This is a genomic window from Diaphorobacter caeni, assembly GCF_015354245.1.
Lineage (GTDB): Bacteria > Pseudomonadota > Gammaproteobacteria > Burkholderiales > Burkholderiaceae_C > Diaphorobacter_A > Diaphorobacter_A caeni.
The window spans coordinates 76277-98502 of the sequence record NZ_JADKYZ010000002.1 but is presented as its reverse complement, the minus strand read 5'-3'; the positions used below and the strand labels follow the sequence as shown (position 1 = coordinate 98502).

Genomic DNA, 22226 nt, shown 5'->3' with positions numbered 1-22226 from the left:
CATTCTAACTAGACAGAGCGACCCAGTCGGGCCCTGAACAACTCTGTCGCGGGTGCGGTTTCACGTCTGGCGACGATGCGCTGCACGAATCGGGCGGGCTCCTCAAGGAATCCGTCCTCGTAGGCGATGATGCGTAAACCTTTGCAAAGCCCCAGCAATTCACCGGGTTGCAGCAGAAATTCCGCACGCGCCGGTCTTCCTACGGACTCGTTGCCGATGGCAAAAGTTTCGTAGATCAGCACGCCGCCGGGGGCGACGCTGGCGAGAATGTCCGAGAAATTTGGTCGCCAGAGGTAATTGGTGACCACCACACCGCCAAATTGCCGTCCGGCGAGTGGCCAGATGTCGCCTTCTATGTCGGCCTCGATCACCTCGCCGAAGCGAGCGGCGGAGGCCAGCGCTTCGCCGGAGCGGTCCACGCCGGTGACGGCGAAGCCGAGTTCGGCAAACCACCGCATGTGCCGACCGGGGCCGCAGGCCACGTCAAGCACGCGGGCGCCCGTTGGCACCAGATGCGACCAACGCTGGATCCAGTCCGAAGGCGGATGCAACGGGGCATGCTGCAAGGCGGATTCGCCGGAGGATGCGCTGACGGGTGTGCAGGAGGACATCAATGGGCCATGTTTGCCGAAGCGGCAGGGCGAGAGCGGGAAGGTGGGCGATTATTGACCAACTCGCCGGCAATGCAAGGGGTTGAGCGGTGCATCAAAAGCAGGACCAGAGCTGGTCGGCGACCGTGATCATGAATTCCGGGTCGGTATACAGCATGAAGACCGCGAGCAGAGCCACGACCACGCCCAGGGCCACGGCAAGCCTGAGCCCGGCGCGGGGCGCAGGGGCTTGTTCAGCGGATGGATCGTGGGTGCTCTGCATGGAGGATGGCTCAGGCCAGTTTGGGAGTGGCGCGATGGATGGCATTCTCGCGCACCGGCAGATTCACCAATCCCGCGAAGATGCCAAGGGCAATCGACAGATACCAGACCACATCGTAGCTGCCGGTCTTGTCGTAGAGATAGCCCCCGAGCCAGACGCCGAGAAAGCTGCCGATCTGGTGGCTGAAGAAGATGAAGCCGCTGAGCATCGACATGTGCTGCACGCCAAAGATCTGCACCACCGTGGCATTCGTCGGCGGCACGGTGGACAGCCACAGTGCGCCGATCACCGCCGAGAACACATAGACCGATGCGGGCGACAGCGGCACCAGCAGGAACACGGTGATCGCCACCGCCCGTGCAAAGTAGATGAACGCGAGAATGTGGCGCTTGGGCATGTGCTGGCCGAGCGAGCCCGCGATGTAGGTGCCGAACACGTTGAACAGCCCGATCAGCGCGAGCGCATAGCTCGCCACCTGCGGCGACAGGCCGTGGTCCTTGAGGTAGCTGGGCATGTGCACGCCGATGAACACCACCTGGAATCCGCAGACGAAGTAACCGGCGGTCAGCAGCAGAAAGCTCGGGTAGCGGATGGCTTCCTTGAACGCGGCACCGGCGCTCTGCGTGCGCGGTGCGCGTGCGGCGCCGCTCTGGAAGCCCGGCTCACGCAGGCCGAATGCGAGCGGAATGATCAGCAGCACAGCAATCGACAGCACCAGCAGCGCGGTCTTCCAGCCCAGCTGCAGGATCAACTGGCCCTCGACCGGCACCATGAGGAACTGGCCGAACGAGCCCGCAGCCGCCGCCACGCCCATGGCCCAGGAGCGCTTGTCCGGCGAGATCTGGCGACCCAGCACGCCGTAGATCACCGCGTAGGTCGTGCCCGCCTGCGCCGCGCCGATCAGCACGCCCGTGGTCAGCGCGAACCATCCCGGCGTCGGCGATGTGGCCATTCCAGCGAGGCCGAGAGCGTAGAGCACCGCGCCGCAGATCAGCACCTTGAACGCGCCGAAGCGGTCGGCGGCAATGCCTCCTACAATGCCGAAGACACCCCAGGCCAGATTCTGCACGGCGAGCGCGAAAGCGAATGTCTCCCGAGTCCAGCCCATGTCCTGCGTGATGGGCTGCAGCCACATGCCGAAACCATGGCGGATCCCCATCGACAGCGTGACCACGGCAGCGCCGCAAGCCAACACCTGCGTCATTGACAATTTTTTTAATTCGCTTTGCATTTGCGTCACTGTAGCCAAAACCTCGCGCGTCTGCTCAGCGACGGACTCCCCGTCAGCGGCTGAAGAATTCCATCAGCCTGTTTTTATATCCAGTATTACAATGCGCCGCCATGGCAACCAAACCCGCATCCAATCCGGCAAGTGAATACTCTGAAGGCTCCATTCGCGTCCTCAAGGGACTGGAGCCCGTCAAGCAGCGTCCGGGCATGTACACCCGCACGGACAACCCGTTGCACATCCTTCAGGAGGTGTTGGACAACGCCGCCGACGAGGCGCTTGCCGGTTACGGCAAGAAGATCAAGGTCACCCTGCACATCGACGGCTCGGTGAGCGTGGAGGATGACGGCCGCGGCATTCCGTTCGGCCTGCACCCCGATGAAGGCGCACCCGTCGTGGAGATCGTGTTCACGCGTCTGCACGCGGGCGGCAAGTTCGACAAGGGCAAGGGCGGCGCGTACAGCTTCTCCGGTGGTCTGCACGGCGTGGGCGTGTCGGTGACCAACGCGCTGTCCAAGCGCCTTGAAGTGACCACGCACCGCGAAGGCCAGATCGCGAAGCTGACGTTCTCCGGCGGCGACGTGATCGAGCCGCTCGTCGCCCGCGCGCTGCAGTCCGGCGAGCGCAAGCAGGGCACGACCGTGCAGGTCTGGCCCGATGCATCGTATTTCGAGTCGGCAGCCCTGCCGATGGGCGAGCTCACCAATCTGCTGCGCAGCAAGGCCGTGCTGATGCCCGGCGTGACCGTCACGCTGGTCAACGAAAAGACCAAGGACACGCAGTCGTGGCAATACAAGGGCGGCCTGCGCGACTATCTGGCGCAGACGCTTTCCGCCGATCCGGTGATCCCTCTGTTCGAGGGCGAGGGCTATGCCGATCGCCACAACGAGAGCTTTGCGGAGGGCGAGGGCGCCGCATGGTGCGTGGCGTTCACCGAAGATGGCTCGCCGGTGCGCGAGAGCTACGTCAACCTGATCCCCACCACCGCAGGCGGCACGCACGAGAGCGGCCTGCGCGATGGTCTGTTCCAGGCCGTCAAGAGCTTCATCGAGTTCCACTCGCTGCTGCCCAAGGGCGTGAAGCTCATGCCCGAAGACGTGTTCGCGCGCGCCAGCTACGTGCTCTCGGCCAAGGTGCTCGATCCGCAGTTCCAGGGCCAGATCAAGGAGCGCCTGAACTCGCGCGACGCCGTGCGTCTGGTCTCGAGCTTCGTGCGCCCGTCGCTCGAACTCTGGCTCAACGAGAACGTCGACTTCGGCAAGAAGCTCGCCGAGCTCGCCATCAAGGCCGCGCAGACGCGACAGCGCGCGGGCCAGAAGGTCGAGAAGAGGAAGGGCTCCGGCGTGGCCGTGCTGCCCGGCAAGCTCACCGATTGCGAAAGCCGCGATCTGGCATACAACGAAGTGTTCCTGGTCGAGGGCGACTCCGCCGGTGGCAGCGCCAAGATGGGCCGCGACAAGGAAAACCAGGCCGTGCTGCCGCTGCGCGGCAAGGTGTTGAACACCTGGGAGGTCGAGCGCGACCGCCTGTTCGCCAACACCGAAGTGCACGACATCTCGGTGGCCATCGGCGTCGATCCGCATGGCCCGAACGACACGCCCGACCTCTCCGGTCTGCGCTACGGCAAGATCTGCATTCTCTCGGATGCGGACGTGGACGGCTCGCACATCCAGGTGCTGCTGCTGACGCTGTTCTTCCGTCACTTCCCCAAGCTCATCGACGCCGGAAACATCTACGTCGCGCGGCCGCCGCTGTTCCGCGTGGACATTCCCGCGCGTGGCAAGAAGCCTGCGGCCAAGGTCTATGCGCTCGATCAGGGCGAACTCGACTCGATTCTCGACAAGGCCGTCAAGGACGGCGTGCCGCGCGAGAAGTGCCAGATCAGCCGCTTCAAGGGCCTCGGTGAAATGAACGCCGAGCAGCTCTGGGAAACCACGCTCAACCCCGACACCCGCCGCCTGCTGCCGGTGCGCGTGGGCAGCGTTGACGTGAGCGCGACCGAAGGTCTGATGTCCAAGCTCATGGGCAAGGGCGAAGCCGCCGCGCGCCGTGAGCTCATGGAAGTGCACGGCGACGAGGTCGAGGTGGACATCTAAGCCATGTTCGCGCCGCAGACTTCAGCACGACCCTCCGGCCGCTGGCGCATGCCGGTGGTGGCGGCGTTGCTGTGCTTCTTCGCTGCGCAGCAGTCCGCCCATGCCGACCTCTGGGCCTATGTCGATTCACGCGGCGTGACGCATTTCGCGGCCGAGCAGATCGATGCCAACTACTCGCTGTTCTTTCGCGGCGACCAGTTCGACTCGACCCGCGACGGGGCCACGGAACGCCTGGATCCGCCCGACTATTCGCTCGAATCCGCGGCGCGCAATGCGGGTGCACGCAAGCTCGCGTTCATCGACATCTCGCCGGGCTACAAGCGCGTGCGCACGCAGATCCGCGGCGCGGCCGAAACCTACGGGCTCGAGTACGAACTGCTCAAGGCGGTGATCGCGACCGAATCCGGTTTCGACTCGCAGGCCATTTCGCCCAAGGGCGCGGTCGGACTCATGCAGCTGATGCCGGCGACCGCATCGCGCTTCGGCGTGGCCAGCGACAAAAAGCGCAGCGTGGCGCAGAAGCTCGAAGACCCGGTGACCAATCTCGGCGCGGGCGCGAGTTATCTGCGCTATCTGCTCAAGATGTTCCACGGCCGCAAGGATCTGGCGCTGGCCGCCTACAACGCGGGCGAAGGTGCCGTGCAGCGTGCCGGCAACCAGATTCCCGCCTACCGTGAAACGCAGAATTACGTGAAGAGCGTGCTGGGCCTGTATGCCATGCTCAAGCCGCCCGAGCCGATCCGCGCGCACCGTGCGCATCAGGCGCAGCAAGCGGTGCCTGGACGCATCCGCATGGAAATACCTGCGGGCAATGCGGGCAACGCGGGTCCTGCGGGCGAGGACTCCTCGCCGGCGCAGGGCGGCTCGTCCTCTTCCATCAACACCAACCACACATCACCTCTCGGCGCCGCGGCGCGCAGCTCCGCTGTGCACATGGCCGCGCGCGCGCCATTGCAAGACTTGTCTGCGAACGAATGAGCGATCAATCCACACTTGAATTTTCCGCTGACCAACCGGACAGCGACGGCCTCGAACTGGCGCAGTACGCGCAGCAGGCCTATCTGGAATATGCCCTCTCCGTGGTGAAGGGCCGGGCGCTGCCCGACGTGTCCGACGGCCTGAAGCCGGTGCAGCGACGCATCCTGTTCGCGATGGACCGCATGGGCCTCGGCTTCAGCGGCCCCACGCGCAACGTGCCCGCCAAGCCGGTGAAGAGCGCGCGCGTCGTCGGCGACGTGCTCGGCAAATACCATCCGCACGGCGACCAGTCGGCCTACGACGCGCTGGTGCGCCTGTCGCAGGATTTCAGCCAGCGTTACCCGCTGATCGACGGTCAGGGCAACTTCGGCAGCCGCGACGGCGACGGTGCCGCCGCGATGCGCTACACCGAAGCGCGGCTTGCCAAGATCACCACGCTGCTGCTCGACGAGATCGACATGGGCACGGTGGACTTCATGCCCAACTACGACGGCTCCTTTGACGAACCCAGGCAGTTGCCCGCGCGTCTGCCGTTCTCGCTGCTCAATGGCTCGAGCGGCATCGCGGTCGGCATGGCGACGGAAATCCCGAGCCACAACCTGCGCGAAGTGGCGGACGCCTGCATCGCGCTGGTGAAGTCGCCCAAGCTCACGGACGAGGAACTGTTCGCGCTCCTGCCCGGCCCCGACTATCCGGGCGGCGGTCAGATCATCAGCAGCACCTCGGACATCCAGGACGCCTACCGCACGGGCCGCGGCAGCATGAAGGTGCGCGCGCGCTGGAAGATCGAGGAACTCGCGCGCGGCCAGTGGCAGCTCATCGTCACCGAACTGCCGCCGGGCACCAGCACTCAGAAGGTGCTCGAAGAGATTGAAGAGCTCACCAACCCCAAGGTCAAGACCGGCAAGAAGGCGCTCTCGCAGGAGCAGAACCAGCTCAAGGCCAGCATGCTCGCGCTGCTCGACGGCGTGCGCGATGAGTCCAGCAAGGACGCGCCGGTGCGCATCGTCATCGAGCCCAAGACCGGCAAGGTGCCGCAGCAGGAGCTCATCACCACACTGCTCGCGCACACCAGTCTCGAGACCTCGTCGTCGATCAACCTGACGATGATCGGCCTCGACGGCAAGCCGGTGCAGAAATCGATGCGCCAGATGCTCGAAGAGTGGATCAGCTTCCGTCAGATGACGATCGCCCGCCGCTCGCAGCATCGCCTGAACAAGGTGCTTGACCGCATCCACATCCTCGAAGGTCGTCAGCTCGTGCTGCTGAACATCGACGAGGTGATCGCCATCATCCGCCAGTCCGACGAGCCCAAGGAAGCGCTGATTGCTCGCTTCAAGCTCAGCGACCGTCAGGCTGAGGACATCCTCGAGATCAGGTTGCGTCAACTGGCGCGACTGGAAGCCATCAAGATCGAACAGGACCTGAAGGAACTGCGCGAAGAGCAGGGCAAGCTCGAAGAAATTCTGGCCAACCCGAACGCGCTGCGCCGCTTGATGGTCAAGGAAATCGAAGCCGACGCCAAGCAGTTCGCCGATGCGCGCCGCACCCTGATCCAGGAAGAGAAGAAGGCCGTCGCCGAAGTGAAGGTGCTGGACGAGCCGGTCACGGTGGTCGTCTCCGACAAGGGCTGGGTGCGCGCACGCACGGGCCACGGCCACGAAGCGGGCAGCTTCAGCTTCAAATCGGGCGACACGCTGTACGGCACGTTTGAATGCCGCACGGTGGACACGCTGATCGTCTTCGGCAACAACGGCCGCGTGTACTCCGTCGCAGTGTCGCAACTGCCCGGCGGACGCGGTGACGGCCAGCCCATCACCACGCTCATCGATCTGGAAAGCGGCACGCAGCCGGTGCATTACTTCGCCGGCCCGAACAACGCGGCCCTGCTGCTCGCGGGATCGGGTGGCTACGGCTTCATCACTACGGTCGAACACATGACGGCGCGCAACCGCGGCGGCAAGTCGTTCGTGAGCCTGGGCGACAAGGAAACCCTGTGCCGCCCCTCGCACGCCGCATTCACGAGCGGTGGTGCGGATCTGGTACCCGCGACGCACGTGTGCTGCGCCTCGATCGCCGGCCGCATTCTCACGTTCGAGATCGCCGAGCTCAAGCTCATGGAGAAGGGTGGACGCGGCTTGATGCTGATCGACCTGGACGACAAGGACCAGCTCGCGGGTGCCGCGGCGTACACGCGCAGTGTGCGGTTCACGGGCATTGGGCGTGGGGGCAAGGAGCGGGAAGAGACTCTTGAGATCCGGTCTTTGAACAATGCGCGCGCTGCGCGGGGACGCAAGGGGAAGGCAGGAGATTTCGGTTTCAAGATCGCGGATGTGATCCGGGTCGAGTAGTCGGGTTTTCTTCTTTTTCGCTGAGAGGAAAGGTGTGGGGTCGGGTTTCGACTTTGCACCTTTTCTTTTTTTGTTTTTGCTCTTTGGTTGAGGGCGGAGGCCGGGAGTTCCGCCCGGCGGCGGAGTAACTTTTCGCTTGCGCGCGAAAAGTCACCAAAAGCGCGCTTTTGAATACTGGGTCACGCGGCAGAACTCACTGCGCGACTGCGTCGCTTCGTTCGGGCAACCGCCGCGAGTCAGATGTTCAATAAGAGGAATTTGCGGCACTTTGCTTCGCTCGTGCCGGGGTGTCGATGAAGTTGGGTTGGGCGCAAACGCCCACTGTTCTTTTGAGTGACGTGATCCCGCGAGCAAATCAAAATCGCGCAGCGCTGGCGCGCCCGCATCTCGCGAAGTCGCGAGATGTACTGCACGAGCGAAGCAAAGTGCCGAACACACCTCCGAGTGAACATCTAGCTCGCGGCGGTTGTCCGAGCGGCGCGCGCAGCGCAAAGCGAGTTCTGCCGCGGGTATTGAAAGCGCGTTTTTGGTGACTTTTTGCGCGCAAGCAAAAAGTTACTGCCCCGCCGGGGGCAGTCCCGGCCTCCGCCCTCAACCAAGCGAGCAAAAAAGCAAAAATTCAAACAACAGAAGTGAAGTGCTCCACCACCGGCGCCGAAGCAAAAAACGGCCCCACCACCGCCCGCCACTCCGCAAACGCAGGCGACCCCCGAAAATCCACCGTGTGATTTTCAAGAGTCTCCCATTGGATCTGCAGCAGATAGCGCTCAGGCGTTTCGATGGAATGACGAACGGTGTAGCCCTTGAAACCCACGGCCTTGGAGATCACGGTCGTGACGCCGCGCACGACGGCTTCTTCAAAGGCGCTTTGTTGGCCGGGTTGGATGCGGATGTCCACGACTTCCAGAATCATGATGAGCTGTCTTTCCTGAGGGTGTTGTTGATCGTGTTGTCGACATCGATGTCGATGTTGAACACCGGATTCTGGCATTGAAGCGCCACGTCCACGCGCACCACGGAGCCTTTGCCGATGGTGGAGGTCACCGTCAGTTGACCGCCGATGCGTCTTGCCCGCTCGGCCATGCTGCGCATGCCGACGCCGAGGCCACTGGTATCGTGTGCGGCGGGGACGTCAAAGCCTTTGCCGTCGTCTTCGACATGCAGGAGCAGCAGGAACGGAGCTGTCTGGTGGCACCAGACGCGGATGGTTTTCGCTTGGCTGTGCTTGATGGCGTTGGTCAGGGCTTCTTCGAGGATGCGTGAGAGGCCGAGGCATTGCAGTGCGCTGGGGCGTTCATCTTCGCTGCGCCACACGGGGTCGCTGTGCCACTCCCAGGCGATGTTGAGCTCATCAAAAATGCGGGTGAAGCGGTAGCGCAGCGGGGCCATCCACAGCTCGGGCGTTTCGGGCACGGTGGCACCGACGCTGGAGCCATGGTCGATCATCTGGCGCAGGTCGTCGCGCAGCAGTTTGAGCAGCGAAAGCATGCGCTCGTTGGGCAGTGTCTGCTGGCTGCGCTGGGCGCGCTCGACCACCGCGATGCTGCGCACCAGACTGCCGCCCAGACTGTCGTGCAGGTCGTGGGCGAGGTGCACGCGTTCCTGCAGGCGGATGTGCTCGAGCTTCTGCGCGTGTTCGCGCTCCAGTGCGTTGGCGAGCTCGATGCGGGCGTCGTTCACATGCTGCTCGAGTTGGATGTTGAAGTGCTCGATGCGGCGCGTGTTGGCCGCAAGGCGCCAGCCGAGCAGCAGCGCGATCAAGGCGGTGGTGAGGATGACGGTGAGCGGCACCCAGGATTCGTGGTCGTCCCAGATTCGGAACATCAACAGCAGGTCGTGGGCGCTGACGATCAGGAAAGAGGCCCAGCACAGGGCCATGGCGATGTTTTGCAGGCTTCGCCGTTGCCAGGCACGCCATTGGACCTGAAGGCACACCATGAAGAAAACCAGCGCGCAGCACAGCGAGATCATTTGGGAGGAGGCCTCCAGAAGTGATCGCGGCACGAGCAGGATGGTGAGGCATGCCAGTCCCCCGGCGATCCACAGAACGCGCTCCGTGCGGGGCAGGCGCTGCTCGCCGAAGCGCAGGCTGAAGATGCTGAAGCACACGATGTACGCCACCATGGCCATGATGTTCAGACGTGCCATGCGCAGCGAGCTCTCGAACGGACCGCCGCCTTCGGACACGATGGGCCAGATGGACCATGGGGCACTGCTGAGCAGCGTGCTGAGGTAGAGCGACCAGGCAAACGACATCAGCGCGAACCAGCCGTAGGTGCGTTCCGAGCGACGCATCAGCCATATCACCAGGAAGATGCAGCCGAATGCGGCCGATATCCCGTTGGTCAGCACGAAGGCGGTGCGGCGGCGCCAGTCGAGTCCCTCGAACTGATGGCGCATGGACTCGACCGTGCCCAATTGAATGGGTTCGATGCCCGGCGTCAGTTCGGCAGGGCCGACGACGCGCACCCACACCGTATTGACGCCTGACCGCACGGCGGACGCGGGCAGCGCCCACCAGCGAGGGGTGTTCCAGCCGTGGGTGATCGGGTCGGTCAGCGCGGCGTCGCTCCAGATCCGATCGTCCTGCACGAAGACCTCCGCCGCCATGAAGATCCGCTGAAAGCCGAAACCGACGGGCTCCTTTCCTGCATCGGTGCCGCTTGGGCATTGGCGTTCCCAGTCGATGCGATACCAGACCGAGCCCGAGTGATCGGGCCAGCGTCGGCTCCAGACATCGGGCAGCGTGACGGGCACCCAGCCGTCGGATGGTCGCACCCGCGCATCCGCACCGGCCTTGGTGGCCTGAACGGAAAGCACGTGGAAACTGCAGGCATCGTCCTGCGCGGCATGGGCTGGGGAAAGCGGAAGGCAGCAAAGCACAAGCAGCGCGACAAGCGCACAAAGCCTCCGGACCCAGCGGACGTGCTCCATCAACCGAGCAGGTCGCCGCGCTCGAGCGCGGCGCGCACGGCCATCGCGCGCGAGTTCACGCAGAGCTTGCGGTAGATGCGCTTCACATGCGTCTCGACCGTGTAGTACGAGAGGTGCAGGTGCTCGGAAATCTCGCGGTTGGACAGGCCGTTGGCGACCATCTTGAGAATCTCGCGTTCGCGCTTGCTCAGGTATTCACCGGAGGGCGTCTCCTCGGGTTTGGGATCGGCTTGCGGCGCGAAGGCGACCTCAACGAGGGTGGATGCACCCGGTGGAGGCGGTACGGCGGGAGCGTCGGGCAGCAGTTCGAGAATGCGCCGCGCGATGAACGGGTCGATGGGGGCGCCGCCGCGCAGCGCGCTGCGGATGGAGAGCATGACCTCGAAGTCGTCACGCTCCTTGAGCACATAGCCCGTCGCGCCGGCACGCAGCGCGCCGAGGATGTCGTCTTCCGAGCTCCATGCCGTCACCACCAGAATCCCGAGCCAGGGATCCTGCGTGCGCAGCTCGGTGATGAGCTCGCGGCCATTGCCGTCGGGCAGCGCCAGATCGACCAGCGCCATCGCCACAGGCTGGCTGGCCAGCATGGCGCGTGCCTCACCCAGCGTGGCGGCGAAGATGAGCGCATCCGGCGCATAGCCCAACTGCAGCAGCACCTCGCGCAGACGCTGCTGGAACTCCGGCTCGTCCTCGACCACGAGGACGGGCGTCGGCAGCGTCGAGCCAGGGTCGATGCGCGGCGCAGCGAAACCGGAAGGGGGCTGGGAAGGGTGGGCTGCGGCTGGATCTTCGGGCATCTCTGTTCTGTCGTCGTGGCTTGGTGGACTGCAAGCATCGCCTGAATCGCGCGCCATGGGTATCCCTTGATTCAGGTAATTTGGCTGGGGCGGGCATCGCGTTGCCCGCCTGCGATCGCAAAGCTCGCATTCCTCACCAAACACCCGGATCAAGGGGGCGAACAAGAGTAGCACAATTGCTTACATTTCATCTTCACCCTCCAATGAACTTGCCGTCACTCAGCGCAGTGGGTATTCAGTCACAGGAAAGGGGCATGTCGGGCGAGGTGGTTCATTTCAAAACACCACCGCGGATGGCTTCATTTGGCTTTTTCGCCAGCTTCAAATGGTTGGAACCTTCTTGGTTTCTGCGCGATGGACCATGGGAGTGAGCGGTGGGCGATCTCGTTAGCAGGATCAGCATCAAGGAGATATGCACCGACGATGGCACCCCAATCGGATGGGAGGACATCCGCCTGCGCGAAGTCAACAGGATCGCGCTCAAGTACAACCGCCGTGAGAATGAGGTGTCCGCCGATCTGGACCGAGAGCGTCAACAATGGAATGGACGCTCTCAGGGCGTGCTGTCCGTCAGGCCGAGACGGGCGTGGCGGAAAACTGCTCGCTCGGGTTGATGATCTGATCGCGGCAGGCGACGAGCGGCAGATCGCGCTCGCCCGATTGCGTGCGCTGGACCAGTGCATAGAGCGTGCTCACAGCGCTCGCGACCGCGACGGGGGCGGTGTTGCCCTGGAGCAGGTGGCCCAGCAGCACCGCCGAGAACACGTCGCCCATGCCGTTGGGCAGCGGCTGCAGATCGATGTAGGGCGTCTGCACCAGCCAGGCGTGGTCGGCGGTGATGGCGAGCGTCGCGAGGCTGTCCTGCGGCAGGTCGTCTGTGCGCAGGCTGGTGATGACGATGAGCGCCGATGTCGCGTCATGCATGTGCGAGAGCATGGAGCGCGCGGCCTTGATGGCGGCGGGCACCGTGGTGAGCGGTGTGCCGCCGCACAGCAGTTCGAACTCGTAGTGGTTCGGCGTGATCACGCTGGCCATGGACAGGGCGCGCTTGCGCAGGAATTCGGGAATGCCGGGGCGCACGAAGATGCCGCGTCCCACGTCACCCATCACCGGGTCGCAGAGGTAATGCGCCTTGGGGTGTGCGGCGCGCACTTCCTGCACGGCCGAGAGGATTTCTTCGCCGACGCCGGCATCGCCCAGATAGCCCGACAGCACGGCCATGCAGCGCGAGAGCACGCCGCGCGCGCGCAGGCCGTCGAGCACGTCCGCGATGTGGGCGGGCTGGAAGACCTGGCCCTTGAATTCACCGTAGCCGGTGTGGTTGGAAAACTGGACGGTGTGAATGGCGACGGGCTGGATGCCGAGGAGCTGCAGGGGCAGCATCGCCGCATCGTTCCCCACATGTCCATACGCCACATGCGATTGAATCGTCAGCACCAGTGGGGTCGTCATTTTTTGATTGGCTTTGTTCGTTGGTCGTTTGGAGGCGCCGATACAGCCCCTCATGCAGCGTTGCGAAGCCTTGCCGTACCCGAAGTACTGTCTGCGGCTTCGACGCCTCGCCCGAGGGGCTGTCTTGGCGTTGGGGTGGGGGCTTTGTTGCCCGCTGCGCTGCGTGGCCCGTGGGCTTCGCAGCTGCTTGTTTTTGCTTTTCAGTCCGCCAGTTCGGCGATCAGTTCGATTTCCACGCAGGCACCCAGAGGAATCTGCGCTACGCCGAAGGCGCTGCGGGCGTGCGCGCCTTTTTCGTTGCCGAAGACCTGGGCAATGAGTTCGCTGGCGCCGTTGGTGACGAGGTGCTGCTCGGTGAAGTCGCCGGTGGAGTTCACGAGGCTCATGAGCTTGACGATGCGCTTGATGCGGTTGAGGTCGCCGGTGGCGGCGTGCAGGGTGCCGAGCAGGTCGATGGCGACGGCGCGGGCGGCCTGCTTGCCTTCATCGGTGGAGACGTTCTTGCCGAGCTGGCCGGTCCAGACGGCGCCGTCCTTGCGCGCGATGTGGCCCGAGAGGAACACGAGCTTGCCGGTCTGCACGAAGGGCACGTAGGCGGCTGCGGGCGTGGCGACCGGGGGCAGTGTGATGTTGAGTTCCTTGAGTTTGTCGTAAACGCTCATGTCGGCAGTCCTGTGTGAAACGGAAAGGGAAAGGGAAAAGAGTGGAGGGCCACGGCGAAAGGCAGCACGGGATGCGCTGTCGATCTGTGTGCAAACGTCAATGGTACCCAGTCGGGAGCCCCATTGGTGGAATTGGGGTGAACATCGCGGCTCGCCCGGTTCGGTCAAGGAGTTCCTGCGGGCTCATCCCTAGCATCGGCGGATGTCTGTCGTCACCCATCGCACTGCAGCGTTTAGTCGCCCTTGGCTGGGCACGGCCATGCTGCTCGGCATGTTGCTCGGGACGGCGCTGCAGTTGCAGCAGCGCAGCTTGTGGAGTGGATACACCTACCTCGGACTGGCTGCTCTCGGGCTGTGTGGCTGTCTGCTGTGCCTGCATCGGATCGGGCCGGGGCGTCGGCAATGGCGCTGGCCATGGACGCGGGCGTGTCTGATGCTCGTCGGCGTGGCGCTGGTGACGTTCGCGCAGATCGGATGGCGCAGCGTGGCCTTTGCGCAGGGGGCGCTGGCTGGCGAGCTGGAGGGGCGTGATCTGCTGATCGTGGGCTCGATTTCCGCGATGCCGCAGGTGCGCGAGAACGGCGTGCGGTTTCGCATGGAGGTCGAATCCGCGACGCTCGACGGGCGCGCGGTGCGGGCACCTGATCTGGTTGATCTGAGCTGGTATGCACATGGACTCTACGCGGACGATGGAGATGCGTCGTCCGACGCGCCAATCCCTCGGCTGGTCGCGGGCCAGCGCTGGGCCATGCCGGTACGGCTGAAGGCGCCGCATGGAGCGGCCAATCCGTTTGGCTTCGACTACGAACTCTGGATGTGGGAGCAGGGCGTGCAGGCCACGGGCTATGTGGGCATGCGCGTCGGGCCGCGTTGGATCGAGGACGGCTGGTCGCATCCGGTGGAGCGTCTGCGTCAGCGGGTGCGCGACGCCATCGTCGATCGGCTGGTGTTCAACCCGGCGGCGCAGGACGCATCGCGCGCCCGTGCCGCCGGTGTGGTGGCGGCGCTGGTGACTGGTGATCAGCGCGCCATTGACCGCAAGGACTGGGAGGTGTTCCGCACCACGGGAGTGGCGCATCTGGTGAGCATTTCGGGTCTTCACATCACCATGTTCGCCTGGCTTGCGGGCGCCGTCATCGGGGCGGTGTGGCGACGCTCATCATGGCTGTGTCAGCGGGTTCCTGCGCAACTTGCAAGCATGTTCGGCGGCGTGTCGCTCGCGGCGGCCTATGCGCTTTTCAGCGGCTGGGGCGTGCCCGCGCAGCGCACGATCTTCATGCTGGCGACGGTGGCATTGCTGCGGCTGGGCGGGCGTCGCTGGCCGTGGCCGCATGTGTGGTTGCTGGCCTGCGCGCTGGTGCTGTCGTGGGATCCGTGGGCAATGCTGCAGGCGGGGTTCTGGCTCAGCTTCGTGGCCGTGGGCATTCTGTTCGCGAGTCATTCGGCGCTGCCCGCGCAGGCGCCCGTTGACGAGGTGATGGGTTGGCGTGCGCGGCTGCTGCTGTTCGGCAAGCGGCATCTGCTGGCGCTCATCAAGCAGCAGGGCGTGGTGACGCTTGCGGTCGCGCCGCTGACCCTGCTGCTGTTCGGGCAGATGTCGGTCGTGGGGCTGCTCGCCAATCTGTTCGCGATTCCGTGGGTGACGTTGGTGGTGCTGCCGGTTGCGTTTCTGGGCATCGCGTGGCCTGCCCTGTGGACGGTGGCTTTGTGGACGGTGCAGTGCATTGTCGCTGTGCTGCAATGGTGCGCGGGCCTGCCGCTGGCGCAGTTGACGTTGCCCGTGGCGCCACTTTGGGCGGGTGCGTTTGCGGTAGGCGGAGGCATCTGGCTGGCGCTGCGGCTGCCGTGGCGGGTGCGGGTGATGGCCTTGCCATGCCTGCTGCCCGCGCTGTGGTGGACGCCCGTGCGGCCCTCGCCTGGCCGCTTCGATCTGCTCACCATCGATGTGGGGCAGGGGCAGTCGGTGCTGGTTCGCACTGCGCGGCACAGTGTGCTTTATGACGCGGGACCGATGTATTCCGCCGACTCGGATGCGGGTGAGCGTGTGGTGCTGCCGCTGCTGCGTGCCATGGGCGAGCGGCTCGATATGCTGGTGCTCAGCCATCGCGATGCGGATCACACGGGCGGCGCGACCGCCGTGTTGACTGAGCAGGCCCAGACGCGGCTCATGGCATCGGTCGAGCGCGAGCACCGGCTTTGGCTGGGGAGGCCGTTCCAGCCTTGCATCGCGGGCCACGCCTGGCAATGGGATGGCGTGCGCTTCGAGGTGCTGCATCCTTCGCTCGACGTGGCGACGCAACTGGCGCACGGCAACCCCGCCGGCCTCAAGTCGAACGCCATGAGCTGCGTGCTTGAAATCACCGACGCGCACGGCGTCACGGCGGTGCTGGCCGGAGACATCGAGCAGGCACAGGAGCGTGAATTGCTTGCGCGTGAGCTCGCACGCGATGCGCTGGATCCCGTGGACTGGCTGCTCGTGCCGCACCATGGCAGCAGGACGTCGTCGAGCCCGGCGTGGCTTGACGCGCTGCGGCCCGGAGTGGCGGTCGTGCAGTCGGGCTATCGCAACCGTTTTGGCCACCCCGCCGAAGAGGTGGCCGAGCGCTATCGCGCACGAAAGATTCCCCTCGTGACGACCCCGGAGTGCGGTGCCATGGTCTGGCACTCGGAGCGGCCAGCGGATTGGGTTTGCGAGCGAGAGCGAACGCTTCAGTATTGGAAGCATTCGAACACAAAAAATGAAGAGTGATTACAAACTAGGGATAGCCTTGATGCAGCACGCCTCGCAAGGGCCCAAAACAGGCCCGCAACTTGCTATTCTGTGTTCTCAGGAGGCCTTCTTTATGCACAAGTTTGACGAAATGTACGAATCGCTTCCTATCGCCGCCGGTGCCGAGCGGGCGCATTACAAGCGCTACGCCCAATGGCTGGCCCGGCAGCCCGACAGCGTCATGCAGGCGCGTCGCACGGAAGCGGAAATGATCTTTCGCCGTGTCGGCATCACCTTCGCGGTGTATGGCGCGAAGGACGAGGATGGCTCGGGCACCGAACGCCTCATTCCCTTCGATCTGATTCCCCGCGTCATTCCCTCGCATGAATGGCTGCGCATGCGCTAGGGGCTGGAGCAGCGGGTCACGGCGCTCAACCGCTTCATCCACGACGTCTACCATGGTCAGGACATCATCCGTGCGGGCATCGTGCCCAGCGAGCTGATCAATCAGAACGCGCAGTTCCGCCCCGAGATGGTGCAGGTTGATGTGCCCAACAACGTCTACGCCAACATTGCGGGCATCGACATCGTGCGTGCGCCGGATTCGAGCGGCAACGGCGTCTACTACGTGCTCGAGGACAATCTGCGCGTGCCCTCCGGTGTGTCGTACATGCTGGAAAACCGCAAGATGATGATGCGGCTGTTTCCTGAGCTGTTCGCTATGCACAAGGTCGCGCCGGTCGCGCATTATCCCGACATGCTGCTCGATACCCTGCGTGCGAGTGCGCCGTCGACGAGCTCCGAGCCCACGGTCGTGGTGCTCACGCCCGGCATGTACAACAGCGCCTACTTCGAGCATGCCTTTCTTGCGCAGCAGATGGGCGTGGAGCTGGTCGAGGGGCAGGACCTCATCGTCAAGGACAAGTTCGTCTATCTGCGCACCACGCGCGGGCTGCAGCGCGTCGATGTGATCTACCGGCGCGTCGACGACGATTTTCTCGACCCCAAGGTGTTCCGCCCCACGTCGACGCTGGGATGCGCGGGGCTTATGGAGGCGTATCGCGCGGGCAACGTGGCGATCTGCAATGCGGTCGGCACCGGCATTGCGGACGACAAGTCGGTCTATCCGTACGTGCCCGAGATGATCCGCTTCTACCTCGGCGAGGAGCCGATCCTCGCCAACGTGCCGACCTGGCTGTGCCGCAAACCGGACGATCTCAAGTACGTGCTCGACCATCTGCACGAGCTCGTCGTCAAGGAGGTGCATGGCGCGGGCGGCTACGGCATGCTGATCGGCCCTGCGGCGACCAAGGCCGAGATCGAGGAATTCCGCGCGGCGCTGCTCGCCAACCCGGCGGGCTACATCGCGCAGCCGACGCTTTCGCTGTCGAGTTGCCCGACCTTCGTGAACTCGGGCATCGCACCGCGCCACATCGATCTGCGGCCCTTCGTGCTCTCGGGCAAGAAGGTGCAGATGGTCGCGGGCGGGCTCACGCGCGTGGCGTTGAAGGAGGGCTCGCTCGTCGTCAATTCGTCGCAGGGCGGCGGCACCAAGGACACCTGGGTGCTCAATCCGGAGGACATGCCGGGGCGCCAGTCGTCCATGCCGCAGGGCCAGTCGCAAATGCAATCCCAAAACAACTTCGACGGAGCCTGACATCATGCTGAGCCGAACCGCTGACCATTTGTTCTGGATGTCGCGCTACACCGAGCGTGCGGAGAGCACCGCGCGCATGCTGAACGTGAGCTACGAAACCTCGCTGCTGCCGCAGTCCGAAGACAAGGCGCAGGAAGGCCTGCGCGGCCTGCTTTCCATCAGCGAGCTGATTCCCGCCTACACCGCGCGCTATGGCGAGATCACGCAGGACAAGGTGCTCACCTTCATGGTGCACGACGAGACCAATTCCTCGTCGATCTTCTCTTGCCTGCGCGCCGCCCGCGAGAACGCCCGTGCCGTGCGCGGCGCGTTGACCACGGAAGTCTGGGAAACCCAGAACCAGACCTGGCTCGCACTCAACCAGCACTTGCGCGATGGAGCGTTCGAGCGCGATCCGGGGCAGTTCTTCGAATGGGTGAAGTACCGCTCGCATCTCTCGCGCGGCGTGACGCTGGGCACCATGCTGCATGACGAGGCGTATCGCTTCATGCGCCTTGGCACTTCGCTGGAGCGTTCGGACAACACCGCGCGGCTGCTCGACGTGAAGTTCCATGCGGTGGACACGGACTTCCACGGCAGCGTGCGCGATCCCAAACGCGCCACGCCGGAGTTCGACTTCTATCACTGGAGCGCGATTCTGCGCAGCGTCTCGGCCTTCGAGATCTACCGCAAGGTCTACCGCGACGTGATCACGCCCGAGCGCGTGGCCGAGCTGCTCATGCTGCGCGCCGACATGCCGCGTTCGCTGCACTCCAACATGAAGCAGGTGGTGGAGAACCTCGCCGCCGTGGCCAACGAGCACTCGGGCGAGACGCAGCGCAAAGCGGGGCGCCTGCTGGCCGATCTGCGCTACGGCCGCATCGAGGAGATTCTCGCGACCGGGCTGCACGCGTATCTCACGCAGTTCCTCGACCGCGTGAACGAGCTGGGCTCGCGCATCAGCCGCGATTTTCTGGTTCCAGTGCATCATTGATGAGAACACGACTCCTGAGTCGCTGCATGCCTTCTCCTCGCTCTCGAAGCACTTCGCGTTTGGGTCGGGAGGGCGCAGGCAGCGCGGCGGAGCGGCACTCGCATGTCCCGCCCCGGTTTCATATGCTGCAGGTTTGCCTTCGAACAATGTTTTTCGAACATCGGTTCCAGCTTGTGAAACGTTGTCCCGGCATGGTCATGGCTTCTGCCCTATATTGAGAGGCTGTGAGTCACGCGCGGCGCACGCGCGCTTTTCGCGCCTTCCTTCCGTCAAATCCATTCAGGAGCCAAGTGCATGAGTTATCCCAATACCCAACTTTTCATTGACGGCCAGTGGCGCGATTCCGCCGACGGCAAGACGCTCGGCGTGTTCAACCCCGCCACCGGAAGCGAGATCGGCCGCGTGGCCCATGCGAACCGCGCCGACATGGACGCCGCGCTGGCGTCCGCTCAGAAGGGCTTCGAAGTGTGGCGCGACATTCCTGCCGTCGAGCGCGCCAAAACCATGCGCCGCGCCGCCGCGCTGATGCGTGAGCGCGCCGACGCCATCGGCCACATCCTCACGCAGGAGCAGGGCAAGCCTTACGTCGAGGCACGCGGCGAGGCCATGGCGGCCGCCGACATCATCGAATGGTTCGCCGACGAAGGCATGCGCGTCTATGGCCGCATCGTTCCGTCGCGCAATCTGGCCGTGCGCCAGTTGGTGGTGAAGGACCCGGTCGGCGTGGTCGCCGCGTTCACGCCGTGGAATTTCCCGATCAATCAGGTCGTGCGCAAACTGGGCGCCGCGCTGGCCGCTGGTTGCGCCGTCATCGTGAAGGCGCCGGAAGAAACCCCGGCGAGCCCCGCCGAGCTCATCAAGGCCTTTGCTGACGCGGGCGTGCCTGCTGGTGTGATCAACCTGCTGTACGGCAACCCGGCCGAGATCTCGAGCTACCTGATCCCGCACCCCATCGTGCGCAAGGTCACCTTCACCGGCTCGACTCCGGTGGGCAAGCAGCTCGCGGGCATCGCCGGTCAGCACATGAAGCGCGTGACCATGGAACTTGGCGGCCACGCTCCGGTGATCGTCTGTGACGACGCCGACATCGCGCTCGCCGTGAAGTGCACGGCCGGAGCCAAGTTCCGCAACGCCGGACAGGTCTGCATCTCGCCCACCCGCTTTCTGGTGCATGAAGACGTGCGCTCCGATTTCGTGGCGGCGCTCACCAAGTACGCACAGGGCCTGAAGGTCGGCGATGGTCTGGCCGAAGGCACGCAGATGGGCCCGCTCGCCAATCCCCGTCGCCTCACGGCCATGGCCGAGTTCATGAGCGATGCCGTGCAAAGCGGCGCCGAAGTCCTCACCGGCGGCGAGCGCATCGGCAGCGCGGGCAACTTCTATGCCCCCACGATCCTGAACAACGTGCCCACCAGCGCACGCATCTTCAACGACGAGCCCTTCGGCCCGGTCGCTGCGGTGCAAGGCTTCACCGACCTCAACGCCGCCATCGCCGAGGCCAACCGCCTGGCCTTTGGCCTCGCGGGCTACGCGTTCACCAAGTCTCTGAAGAACGCCCATCTGCTCTCGCAGCGCGTGGAGGTCGGCATGCTCTGGGTGAACCAGCCCGCCACGCCTTCGGCCGAGCTGCCTTTCGGCGGCATCAAGGATTCCGGCTACGGATCTGAAGGCGGTCCGGAAGCGCTCGAGGCCTGCCTGAACACGCGCGCGATTTCGATCACGAACGTTTGAAAGAGCGGCTTGCGCCGATTTCGTCGCACCGAATCCGGTGCGACACAAAAACAAAAGGACTTGGCTCACACCAAGTCCTTTTTCGTTGGAGAGAAGGAATTCTCCCGCTTCAGGGCTGCAGATCAGGGACGCAAGCAGTGCCCTTGATCGCTTCCCACACAGGAGACAGAAAGTCAATCCATCAAGTCATCGAGGATGAGGCGGCGCAGGGTGGCGAGGGGAAGGTCGTCCAGTCGGGCGAAAAGATAGAGGACGAGGGTGGAGTCCAGCGGATGCGGCACCATGATTTCATGGTGTTCGGTGAAGGTCGAAATCATCTCCCGCATCTGTCCCCGCTTGCCGAGAATTTCCAGATCATGGGTGACTGCCTCCGCCACCTGCTTGAGCACCTTGGGGTCGGGCGCATTGTCTGTGCGTGCCGCGAAATCGTGAACCCGCATGTCGAGCCAACCGGCCCAGGTGGCGGCGCCGATTCCGTACATCAGGCGGTCGAGCATGTCCTTGAGCGCGGGCCCCGATAGATCGACCGAGCGCTCGGGAATCGCAGCCGCCGCTGGCGCAGCAGGGGACTTGCTGGCCACCTTCTTGCCGCCGGCCTTGGTTGCCGATGACGGCTCGGGCTGCGGCGCGGGGGCGGGTGCTGGGATCGGCTCTGGCACGGGATCGGAGGTCAGCGGGGCGATTTCCGTGGGCGGCAGTGAATCACCGGCTTCCACGTCGATCATCAGATCCACTTCGGTGATGGCGGCCGGCTCCGGCGCTTCTTCAGCCTTGGCCCCCCTGCGCAATGGACGCACCATGGACAGAAGCTGCTCGTGAATCGCTTTCCACGTGGGACCACCCATGAGTACCGACCCTCTCGTTTCTGTGGACTGCAAGCCCGCGTCCTGCACCATCTGGTGGAGCATGTCCGACAGCGACGTGTTGCCTCCCGGCGTGACGAAAAGCACGCGCGGCTTGCAGCGCTGCACCACCGGGTGGGACAGCGCGCGGGCGACGAACTCGGTATCTGTTCCCTGACCGCTGCGGCGCATGAGGAACACCATCAGTTCGATCTTCTCGAGCAGCGGCTGCGACAGCGTGGACGACAGAAGGCCTTCGCTGATGCCGACGATGCGCACGGGGCCTGCCGAATCGCCGACCACGTCCGCATAGTCGAGCGGATAGCTGTCCGCGTCCTTGCCGGTGTTGGAGACCTTGAGCGCACAGGCCTGGGTGCCGAAGCGTTCCGAGAGATGGCTGAAGATCGGGTTGAACCACAGCACCGAGTTGCTGAAGATCGCCACCTGACGCACCGGTTGGGTGTGTTGCACCGGTTTGCTGGAGCGGTTGGGCGTGAGGAAATAGCGGAACGGGTCCGACGCGTCACCCGGATCGTCGTCCAGAAAGCGCTTGGTCTCGTTGAGCCGCTGCGCCGCATCCGCACGGTGCTTGGAGCCGTGGGAGATCACCACATTCCACTGCTGGTAGCTGCGCTGGGAGATCGGTCTCTCGAACAGGATCGTGGGGGACTCCTGATCCCAGAACGCGGCAATGCGCCCCACCAGATTCTGCACTGCGGCGTCCTCTCCCTCCAGCACATGAAGGAAGTAGCCGTCCGAGATCGCCAGCAGACCGGTGAGCTCATGGCGTCGCGCGAAATCTTCGCAGGCAGCCAACAGGCTGTCCGTGGGCAAGGCTACCTTGCCTTGGCGTGCGGCCTTACCGAAATAGCAGACTACTTGCATGGATATTCAACCAGGTCACACAACAAAACCGCAATTATTTTGCGTTACGTAAAGATA

At 64.3% G+C, this 22226-nt stretch carries 15 protein-coding genes and 1 pseudogene; 7 read left to right on the top strand and 9 right to left on the bottom strand.

Going from position 1 to position 22226, the window contains the following annotated elements; translation table 11 throughout:
• Nucleotides 1–8 precede the first annotated feature (8 nt).
• From ISG32_RS04270 to ISG32_RS04260, 3 genes are all read right to left on the bottom strand, one after another.
• A complete protein-coding gene (locus tag ISG32_RS04270; protein ID WP_194769811.1) occupies nucleotides 9–611 on the bottom strand; it encodes a class I SAM-dependent methyltransferase in 603 nt (200 codons plus the stop codon).
• A 94-nt stretch (nucleotides 612–705) separates the two neighbouring features.
• Nucleotides 706–873 carry a hypothetical protein gene (locus ISG32_RS04265; RefSeq protein WP_194769810.1) on the bottom strand — a complete coding sequence of 56 codons (168 nt, stop codon included), beginning with the start codon at nucleotides 871–873 and terminating at the stop codon, nucleotides 706–708.
• A gap of 10 nt (nucleotides 874–883) precedes the next feature.
• Nucleotides 884–2104, bottom strand: coding sequence for an MFS transporter (locus tag ISG32_RS04260; protein WP_194769809.1), 1221 nt, complete (start codon nucleotides 2102–2104; stop codon nucleotides 884–886).
• A 110-nt stretch (nucleotides 2105–2214) separates the two neighbouring features.
• Here ISG32_RS04260 and ISG32_RS04255 point away from each other — a divergent pair, with 110 nt between their 5' ends.
• From ISG32_RS04255 to parC, 3 genes are read left to right on the top strand one after another with little or no spacing between them, the layout of a single operon-like run.
• Nucleotides 2215–4197, top strand: coding sequence for a DNA topoisomerase IV subunit B (locus tag ISG32_RS04255; protein ID WP_194769808.1), 1983 nt, complete (start codon nucleotides 2215–2217; stop codon nucleotides 4195–4197).
• Nucleotides 4198–4200: 3 nt separating this feature from the next.
• Complete coding sequence (locus ISG32_RS04250; protein ID WP_194769807.1) at nucleotides 4201–5175, top strand: lytic transglycosylase domain-containing protein; 975 nt, start codon at nucleotides 4201–4203, stop codon at nucleotides 5173–5175.
• Complete coding sequence (parC, locus tag ISG32_RS04245; RefSeq protein ID WP_194769806.1) at nucleotides 5172–7526, top strand: DNA topoisomerase IV subunit A; 2355 nt, start codon at nucleotides 5172–5174, stop codon at nucleotides 7524–7526. The genes ISG32_RS04250 and parC overlap by 4 nt, the downstream gene beginning before the upstream one ends.
• A 619-nt stretch (nucleotides 7527–8145) precedes the next feature.
• Here parC and ISG32_RS04240 read toward each other — a convergent pair.
• The 5 genes from ISG32_RS04240 to ISG32_RS04220 all read right to left on the bottom strand — a co-directional run bounded on the left by ISG32_RS04240 (nucleotide 8146) and on the right by ISG32_RS04220 (nucleotide 13371).
• Nucleotides 8146–8439, bottom strand: coding sequence for an antibiotic biosynthesis monooxygenase family protein (locus ISG32_RS04240; protein WP_194769805.1), 294 nt, complete (start codon nucleotides 8437–8439; stop codon nucleotides 8146–8148).
• Entirely contained in the window at nucleotides 8436–10346 is a 1911-nt protein-coding gene (locus ISG32_RS04235) for a sensor histidine kinase (RefSeq protein WP_194769804.1), read from the bottom strand. The genes ISG32_RS04240 and ISG32_RS04235 overlap by 4 nt, the downstream gene beginning before the upstream one ends.
• A gap of 113 nt (nucleotides 10347–10459) precedes the next feature.
• Entirely contained in the window at nucleotides 10460–11257 is a 798-nt protein-coding gene (locus ISG32_RS04230) for a LuxR C-terminal-related transcriptional regulator (RefSeq protein ID WP_194769803.1), read from the bottom strand.
• Between the two features lie 570 nt (nucleotides 11258–11827).
• Nucleotides 11828–12709, bottom strand: a complete 882-nt coding sequence (gene pdxY / locus ISG32_RS04225) for a pyridoxal kinase PdxY (RefSeq protein WP_194769802.1) — start codon at nucleotides 12707–12709, stop codon at nucleotides 11828–11830.
• Between the two features lie 200 nt (nucleotides 12710–12909).
• Nucleotides 12910–13371 carry a RidA family protein gene (locus ISG32_RS04220; protein ID WP_194769801.1) on the bottom strand — a complete coding sequence of 154 codons (462 nt, stop codon included), beginning with the start codon at nucleotides 13369–13371 and terminating at the stop codon, nucleotides 12910–12912.
• 202 nt (nucleotides 13372–13573) lie between these two features.
• Between ISG32_RS04220 and ISG32_RS04215 the strand changes: the two genes are divergently transcribed.
• The 4 genes and pseudogenes from ISG32_RS04215 (at nucleotide 13574) to ISG32_RS04200 (ending at nucleotide 20442) form a co-directional block, all read left to right on the top strand.
• Nucleotides 13574–16120, top strand: coding sequence for a DNA internalization-related competence protein ComEC/Rec2 (locus ISG32_RS04215; RefSeq protein WP_194769800.1), 2547 nt, complete (start codon nucleotides 13574–13576; stop codon nucleotides 16118–16120).
• A 94-nt stretch (nucleotides 16121–16214) separates the two neighbouring features.
• A pseudogene (locus tag ISG32_RS04210) lies at nucleotides 16215–17738 on the top strand (circularly permuted type 2 ATP-grasp protein).
• A gap of 4 nt (nucleotides 17739–17742) precedes the next feature.
• Nucleotides 17743–18711, top strand: coding sequence for an alpha-E domain-containing protein (locus tag ISG32_RS04205; RefSeq protein ID WP_194769799.1), 969 nt, complete (start codon nucleotides 17743–17745; stop codon nucleotides 18709–18711).
• 294 nt (nucleotides 18712–19005) lie between these two features.
• Complete coding sequence (locus tag ISG32_RS04200; RefSeq protein WP_194769798.1) at nucleotides 19006–20442, top strand: NAD-dependent succinate-semialdehyde dehydrogenase; 1437 nt, start codon at nucleotides 19006–19008, stop codon at nucleotides 20440–20442.
• A 173-nt stretch (nucleotides 20443–20615) separates the two neighbouring features.
• Here ISG32_RS04200 and ISG32_RS04195 read toward each other — a convergent pair whose 3' ends face one another.
• Nucleotides 20616–22169 carry a BLUF domain-containing protein gene (locus ISG32_RS04195; protein ID WP_194769797.1) on the bottom strand — a complete coding sequence of 518 codons (1554 nt, stop codon included), beginning with the start codon at nucleotides 22167–22169 and terminating at the stop codon, nucleotides 20616–20618.
• Nucleotides 22170–22226 lie beyond the last annotated feature (57 nt).

Excerpts from the sequence above, each read along its gene's own strand:
- ISG32_RS04270 (WP_194769811.1), bottom strand. The coding sequence starts at position 611 with ATGTCCTCCTGCACACCCGTCAGCGCATCCTCCGGCGAATCCGCCTTG.
- ISG32_RS04265 (WP_194769810.1), bottom strand. The coding sequence starts at position 873 with ATGCAGAGCACCCACGATCCATCCGCTGAACAAGCCCCTGCGCCCCGC.
- ISG32_RS04260 (WP_194769809.1), bottom strand. The coding sequence starts at position 2,104 with ATGCAAAGCGAATTAAAAAAATTGTCAATGACGCAGGTGTTGGCTTGC.
- ISG32_RS04255 (WP_194769808.1), top strand. The coding sequence starts at position 2,215 with ATGGCAACCAAACCCGCATCCAATCCGGCAAGTGAATACTCTGAAGGC.
- ISG32_RS04250 (WP_194769807.1), top strand. The coding sequence starts at position 4,201 with ATGTTCGCGCCGCAGACTTCAGCACGACCCTCCGGCCGCTGGCGCATG.
- parC (WP_194769806.1), top strand. The coding sequence starts at position 5,172 with ATGAGCGATCAATCCACACTTGAATTTTCCGCTGACCAACCGGACAGC.
- ISG32_RS04240 (WP_194769805.1), bottom strand. The coding sequence starts at position 8,439 with ATGATTCTGGAAGTCGTGGACATCCGCATCCAACCCGGCCAACAAAGC.
- ISG32_RS04230 (WP_194769803.1), bottom strand. The coding sequence starts at position 11,257 with ATGCCCGAAGATCCAGCCGCAGCCCACCCTTCCCAGCCCCCTTCCGGT.
- pdxY (WP_194769802.1), bottom strand. The coding sequence starts at position 12,709 with ATGACGACCCCACTGGTGCTGACGATTCAATCGCATGTGGCGTATGGA.
- ISG32_RS04220 (WP_194769801.1), bottom strand. The coding sequence starts at position 13,371 with ATGAGCGTTTACGACAAACTCAAGGAACTCAACATCACACTGCCCCCG.
- ISG32_RS04215 (WP_194769800.1), top strand. The coding sequence starts at position 13,574 with ATGTCTGTCGTCACCCATCGCACTGCAGCGTTTAGTCGCCCTTGGCTG.
- ISG32_RS04205 (WP_194769799.1), top strand. The coding sequence starts at position 17,743 with ATGCTGAGCCGAACCGCTGACCATTTGTTCTGGATGTCGCGCTACACC.
- ISG32_RS04200 (WP_194769798.1), top strand. The coding sequence starts at position 19,006 with ATGAGTTATCCCAATACCCAACTTTTCATTGACGGCCAGTGGCGCGAT.
- ISG32_RS04195 (WP_194769797.1), bottom strand. The coding sequence starts at position 22,169 with ATGCAAGTAGTCTGCTATTTCGGTAAGGCCGCACGCCAAGGCAAGGTA.